This window comes from Falsiroseomonas oryzae (genome assembly GCF_027856955.1).
In the GTDB taxonomy this organism is placed as follows: domain Bacteria; phylum Pseudomonadota; class Alphaproteobacteria; order Acetobacterales; family Acetobacteraceae; genus Falsiroseomonas; species Falsiroseomonas oryzae.
Genome location: NZ_JAPSMD010000330.1, coordinates 1 through 5,932 on the forward strand (window position 1 = coordinate 1; position 5,932 = coordinate 5,932).

Sequence of the window (5,932 nt, forward strand, 5' to 3'; positions counted from 1 at the left end):
GCCCCGTCCTCACAGTGCCCTGGGGCACCTGACGCCTCAGGAATTCGCTGCCAAAGCAGCCCGGAAGGGCTGCTCGTGAAGCCTGGAAGTTCTCCCCTCGGGCGGGCCAGTTTCGGGTCCACGGTCACCCAGGATCCAATGGCGCTGATCGCGGCACTCCGAGGGGGACGAGACCTGTCGCCCATGGAACTTCTCGCCATTTCGCTGATCAGCGGCTTCTTCGCGGGGAGAAGGGCAGGCAAGTAGGCCTTGCGTCTCGTAAGCCCGCTGTCGCAGCGGTCCTCAGGCCTGGTCCGCGTCGCCCGTCGAGCTTCGGATGACCGCAACGCGAAGCACCGCCTGAAGAGGAGCCGCAAGCGCGATCCCAACGGCGCCAAACAGGGTGCCCATCAGCATCTGCATGCCGAGCGCGTGGGCGGGCTGGATATGGACAGTGCGTCGCTGAACGAGAGGGGTGAGCACATAGCCTTCGATGATCTGGATCAGGAGATAGATCGCGATCACCCAGAAGACCATCGTGCTCCCCTGTGATGAGGCGGCAAGTGCGATCGGGACGGCGCCGACGAAGGCTCCGAGGTATGGAATGAAGTTGAGGAGGCCCGCCAGCAGACCGAGAACCAGGGCGCCCGGCGTGCCCAGCGCCATCAGCGCCAGCGCGATCGACAGGGCGACCACGACGATCGTCACCACCTGGCCGACAAGCCACCATCGCAGCGTCTCCGCCATGTCGTCGACGATGCCGAGCACGACGCAGCGACGGCTGCGCGGTATGAGGCTCGCAAGGCCGCGCCTGTAGGCAGCGGGATTGAGGCCGACGAAGAAGCCGATGAAGAGCATGAGCAGAACATCGCCCGCTGTGCCGAGAGCGGTGCGTGCCTGACCAAAAAGACCTGCGGGATCTGGCAGGAGGATACTTGCGATCTGCTCGTCGGTGATGCGACCTCCGCGCGGACCGGGCGTCTGAACCCCCATTTCCGCGAGCCGGTCGCCGATACCCTTCAGTTGGCTGGTCAGGACGCGATGCAATGCGTCCCATTCCTGGACGATGGTGTAACCGCCCCACGCGATGCCCATCAGGATCATGCCTGCGGACAGCGTGCAGACGATCGCGAAGCAGGCGCCGCGACCGAGGGGAAGGAGATGCTGAAGCCCACGCGTCGCTGCATCAAGGAGGACCGCGAGGAGCAATCCGCCAAAGATCATCAGGAGCGTGCCGGCGGTCTGCCAGGCCAGAAAGGCGCCTGAGGCAAAAGCGAGCGCGAGCAGGATCAACTGGAGCCTGGAGTGCTGGCACGCGCCGCACTCTGCCGATGCATCGTCGTGGCGCTCGGCTTCGGCCATTGCGTGTCTGGGGTCTCACGAACAGCGATACGGGAGCACAGTCTTGCCGAGTGTGCTGCAGGAGTGTGCGGCCGTAGACGAGCGCTGGCAAGGTGAGCGCGGCATCACAGCGCGCGCATAGGCCAGTGTCTGGTCGGTACTTCTATGAGGCGCTTGCGAAGCGGCAGCATCGGGGTTCACGTATGCGCGCCACGAGTGGCCATCGTCCTTGCTCCAGATCAACGCGCGGGACCGGCCAGCCGGCGAGCCTAGGCGAAACATACTTCGCCCGGTGGCTGCTCGGCTCGGAAAGCGCTTCTTCCGGGTTGCGCCTCGACCGACCATGCTGCCCAACCGTAGTCACCATCCGACCCCGCCATCCTCGGTCTGCGGGAATCCCGCGCCAGGTGCTCCAAAGGACGAGGACAATGCCGGATTCACCGATGGGCAAGGAGAATGGCAGCGGCCTGAGCGAGCAGGCGGCGGCGGCCCGCCTCAAGGCCGATGGCCCGAACGAGCTGGCGCGCACAGGCCGGCGAACGCCGCTCCGGATCGTGCTCGAGGTGCTGCGCGAGCCGATGCTGGCGTTGCTGTTGGGCGGTGGCGTGCTCTACCTCCTCCTCGGGAGCCCGGAGGAGGCGCTGATCCTACTCGCCTTCGCGCTGTTCTCCATTGTGATCACTGTCGTCCAGGAAAGCCGCACCGAGCGCGTACTTGAGGCGCTGCGCGACCTGACCAGCCCGCGCGCACTGGTGATCCGCGGCGGCGAGCTAAGACGTATCGCCGGCCGCGAGGTCGTGCGTGGAGACTTGGTCGTGCTGGCGGAGGGTGACCGCGTGCCGGCCGATGCCCGGCTGATCGAGGCAAGTGACGTCCAGACCGATGAATCCCTGCTCACGGGGGAGTCGGTGCCGGTGCGGAAGGTGGCAAGCGCGGCATCGCCGCCAGCACGTCCGGGCGGCGACGATCTGCCGCATGTCTTCTCCGGCTCGCTGGTAGTGCGTGGCAGCGGCATTGCGGAGGTGACGGCGACTGGCCCGCGCAGCGAGATCGGCCGGATCGGCCAGTCGCTGAGCACGCTGGAAGCCGAGCAACCGCGATTGCAGGCGCAGATGCGTCAGGTTGTGAAGCTCTGCGCGATCTTCGGTGGCGTCGTCAGCGTGCTGGCCGTGGTGCTCTACGGCACCCTGCGCGGCGGGTGGCTGGACGCCCTGCTTGCCGGCATAGCGATTGGCATGTCCATGCTGCCGGAGGAACTGCCCGTCGTGCTCACCGTCTTCATGGCGATGGGCGCCTGGCGCATCTCCAAGGCACGGGTGCTGACGCGCCGTGCAGCAGCGATCGAGACGCTCGGCTCCGCCACGGTGCTCTGCACGGACAAGACGGGCACGCTGACGCAGAACCGCATGACCGTGGCCGAGTTGTGCCTGCCGGACGGAACAGGCTTCAGGCCGCAGGATGGCGCTGTGCCAGAGCCATTTCGCCCACTGGCCGAGACCGGCCGGCTGGCGAGCGCGCCGCAGCCCTTCGACCCGATGGAGAAGGCCTTCCACGCGGTTGCTGAGGGCGTCTCTGGCGCCGGCCTGCCTGCCTCGTCCGACCTCCTCCGCGCCTACGGCCTCCGCCCCGATCTGCTGGCTGTGACCAATGTCTGGCGACCGGGCACGGAGGGGAGTGAGGCGATCGTCGCCGCCAAGGGCGCCCCCGAGGCCATCGCCGCGTTGTGTCACCTCGATGCCGATGCGCGCGCCGATCTGACCGCAAGGACCGACGCCCTGGCGGGTAAGGGCATGCGCGTGCTCGCCGTAGCCCGCGCCGCACACCGCGGCGAGACATGGCCGGAGACGCAGGACGACTTCGATTTTCATCTGCTTGGTCTCGTGGGGCTGGCGGACCCGCTTCGGCCCAGCGTGGTCGAGGCGGTGGCCGAATGCCGCACGGCCGGCATCCGCGTCGTGATGATCACCGGCGACTACCCAGCCACCGCCGCCGCCATTGCGCGCCAGGCGGGGCTGGACGCCGAGACCATCGTGACCGGCGAGACGCTCTCCGCCATGGACGACACGACGCTGGCGGCGCAGGCGCGCAGCACCACCGTGTTCGCGCGCATCATGCCGGAGCAGAAGCTCCGCATCGTGGCCGCCCTGAAGGCGGATGGCGAGATCGTCGCCATGACAGGTGATGGCGTGAACGACGCGCCGTCGCTCAAGGCCGCGCATATCGGCATCGCCATGGGCGGGCGCGGCACCGATGTGGCGCGCGAGGCGTCGTCGCTCGTGCTGCTGGATGATGACTTCGGCTCGATCGTCGCAGCCGTGCGCCTGGGGCGGCGCGTCTTCGACAATCTGCGCAAGTCGATGGGGTTCATCATCGCGATCCACGTACCCATCGCGGGTCTCGCGCTGCTGCCGCTGATCTTCGGGCTGCCGATCCTGCTCTGGCCGATGCACATCGCGTTCCTGGAGATGGTGATCGACCCTGTCTGTACCCTGGTCTTCGAGGCCGAGACGGAGGAAGAGGGCATCATGCAGCGTCCGCCGCGCGATCCCGTGGCGCCGCTCTTCTCGGCCTCGCTGCTCGGCTGGAGTGTGGTGCAGGGCATGGTCGTGCTGGCGTTGACGGCGGGCATCTTCGTATTCGCACTTGATCGCGGCATGCCCGAGCAGGAGGCCAGATCGCTGACCTTCGTCGCCCTCGTGCTTGGCATCGTCAGCTTGATCTTCGTGAACCGGTCCTTCAGCGCCTCGATCATCACGGCGTTTCGGCGACGCAACGCGGCACTGCGCTGGGTGATGCTGATCGTGACGGGCATGCTCGGGGTCACGCTGCTCGTCCCCTTCGTGCAGCGGATGTTCCGCTTCGGACCGCTGCATGGCGATGATCTGGCAGTGACGGTCGCGGCGGGCCTTCTGGCCATCATCATCCTCGAGGTGCTGAAGCCGCACTGGCGCAAGCGCCTGATGACATGATGCCGCACTGGTGCAATCTCGCGGACCGCGCTGGGCGTCGGGCTGCGGGATGGCCTGGGGCAAGAGCGCCGTAATTTCCGCTGCTCTGGGTAAGCGGATCCAGTCACGGCAGCCGCCGCTTCGCCACCTGCACCGCCAGTGGCGCTGCGACGAGGTCGACCGTCGAAGCGCTGACGTTGCGCGCGGTCACGCGCACGCTGGTGTTCGACCACGCTTGGCAGTCCAGCACGAAGGCGATGCTGCTGGTGTCGAGCGACGCGTCGGCGAAGTCGCCCCTCCGCGCCCCGGGCACCGTGACGTCGACGTTCGCCGTCGCGCCGGGGCCGAGGCTCGGCGGGTCCCAGCTGGTCTCCAGCGCCAGCGTCCGCGTCCCGGCCGGCACTCAGGGGGCAGCCGTAGAGGATCGCCGGGGCGTCCTCCGGCAGGCCGTAGAGCCGCAGCGCCTCGAGCTCGATCTGCCCGTCGAAGCCGATGATGCCGATCTGCGCGAAGGCGACGCCTCTGCTCACGCCCCCCACTGAAACCGCAGAAAGCTGCGGCTCGGATCATTGTTGTAGGAGATGCGCCCGAACGTCGCGCTCGGGCCGCAGACGACACGGAACTGGTGGCCGGGCGAGACCGCGAGGGTGACTTCCGGCACATCGAGCGTCTGGTCCGCCGTGTCGCCGGGGTGGAAGCCCGTGGCTTCACTGACGGTCGTCCAGGTCGAGCCGGCGTTCGTGCTCCGCTCGAGGCGGGCATAGATCGTGCCCGCGGGTGATCCGCCGAGCCCGTCCTGCATGACGCGCGCCCAGATGCGTGCGGAGGCCACGCCGGCTGGCACGGTGATGGTGCTGCTCGCTGATCCGAAGACGTTGAGGGTGCCCAGGTTCGCGCGCTGCTGCGCCAGCCCGAGGTAGTGGTCGGCACCTGGCGCGCGACGCGTGCGACCACGCAGGACGTGACCGAGCAGGAGGTGCTGCTGGCGCTGGAGCGGATTGAGCCCCTCTGGGACGAGCTCTTCCCCGCCGAACGGGCGCGCATCGTGCGGCTGCTGGTGGACCGGGTCGACGTCCGAGCCGAGGGCGTTGCCGTGCGGTTGCGGCTGGATGGGCTCGGCGGCCTTGTGCGCGACCTCGCCGCCCGGGCCCCCGAGGCCGCAAGGGCTGCGGCATGAGTGAGCAGGCGCAGACGCTGACGGTCGTCATCCCGCTCCGGGTGAAGCCGCGCGGCGGGCGGAAGGCGATGGTCACGCCCGGCATGCTGGTACTGGAGCGCCAGCAGGACATCACGCTCATCAAGGCGGTCGCGCGCGCGTTCCGGTGGCGCAGGATGCTGGAGACCGGCCAGTTCGCCACGATCAAGGACTTGGCTGCGGCCGAGAATATCAATTTGTCCTATGTCTCGCGCGTGCTGCGGCTGACGCTGCTGGCGCCGGACATCGTCGAGGCCATCCTCGATGGGAGGCAGCCGGAGGGGATGACGCTGCCGGCGCTGATGAATCCGCTTCCGACGGAATGGGTGAGGCAATAGGCCGAGGGGCTGACCTAGCTAAGGCTAGGACTGGGGTTCTGAAGCTTGTCCTAGGCCAGTCCAGTTGGCGAGGGTGGAGAGCAGACGGCGGGGTGGGGCGTAGTTGAAGCGCCATTCGCATTCGGCGAGGA

6 protein-coding genes are annotated in these 5,932 nt (G+C 67.9%); 3 read left to right on the forward strand and 3 right to left on the reverse strand.

From position 1 onward, the window contains the following. Positions 1-282: 282 nt before the first annotated feature. Entirely contained in the window at positions 283-1,341 is a 1,059-nt protein-coding gene (locus tag OZN99_RS23350; RefSeq protein WP_270937657.1) for an AI-2E family transporter, read from the reverse strand. A 182-nt stretch (positions 1,342-1,523) separates the two neighbouring features. Between OZN99_RS23350 and OZN99_RS23355 the strand changes: the two genes are divergently transcribed. Continuing rightward, a complete protein-coding gene (locus tag OZN99_RS23355) occupies positions 1,524-4,289 on the forward strand; it encodes a cation-translocating P-type ATPase (protein WP_270937658.1) in 2,766 nt (921 codons plus the stop codon). A gap of 103 nt (positions 4,290-4,392) precedes the next feature. On the opposite strand, the gene OZN99_RS23360 is transcribed toward OZN99_RS23355, so the two are convergent. Together OZN99_RS23360 and OZN99_RS23365 are read right to left on the reverse strand one after the other, a co-directional pair. Then, entirely contained in the window at positions 4,393-4,671 is a 279-nt protein-coding gene (locus OZN99_RS23360; protein ID WP_270937659.1) for a hypothetical protein, read from the reverse strand. 123 nt (positions 4,672-4,794) lie between these two features. After that, positions 4,795-5,070: a hypothetical protein gene (locus OZN99_RS23365; protein ID WP_270937660.1), complete on the reverse strand. Its 276-nt coding sequence runs from the start codon at positions 5,068-5,070 to the stop codon at positions 4,795-4,797. Between the two features lie 117 nt (positions 5,071-5,187). On the opposite strand from OZN99_RS23365, the gene OZN99_RS23370 reads away from it, so the two are divergent. Both OZN99_RS23370 and OZN99_RS23375 read left to right on the forward strand, forming a co-directional pair. Beyond that, positions 5,188-5,445, forward strand: a complete 258-nt coding sequence (locus OZN99_RS23370) for a hypothetical protein (protein WP_270937661.1) — start codon at positions 5,188-5,190, stop codon at positions 5,443-5,445. Beyond that, positions 5,442-5,801 carry a hypothetical protein gene (locus OZN99_RS23375; protein ID WP_270937662.1) on the forward strand — a complete coding sequence of 120 codons (360 nt, stop codon included), beginning with the start codon at positions 5,442-5,444 and terminating at the stop codon, positions 5,799-5,801. Before OZN99_RS23370 ends, OZN99_RS23375 begins: the two co-directional genes overlap by 4 nt. Positions 5,802-5,932: the final 131 nt, after the last annotated feature.

Coding starts and splice junctions, on each gene's coding strand:
- OZN99_RS23350 (WP_270937657.1), bottom strand. CDS start 1,341: ATGGCCGAAGCCGAGCGCCACGACGATGCATCGGCAGAGTGCGGCGCG.
- OZN99_RS23355 (WP_270937658.1), top strand. CDS start 1,524: ATGCGCGCCACGAGTGGCCATCGTCCTTGCTCCAGATCAACGCGCGGG.
- OZN99_RS23365 (WP_270937660.1), bottom strand. CDS start 5,070: ATGCAGGACGGGCTCGGCGGATCACCCGCGGGCACGATCTATGCCCGC.
- OZN99_RS23375 (WP_270937662.1), top strand. CDS start 5,442: ATGAGTGAGCAGGCGCAGACGCTGACGGTCGTCATCCCGCTCCGGGTG.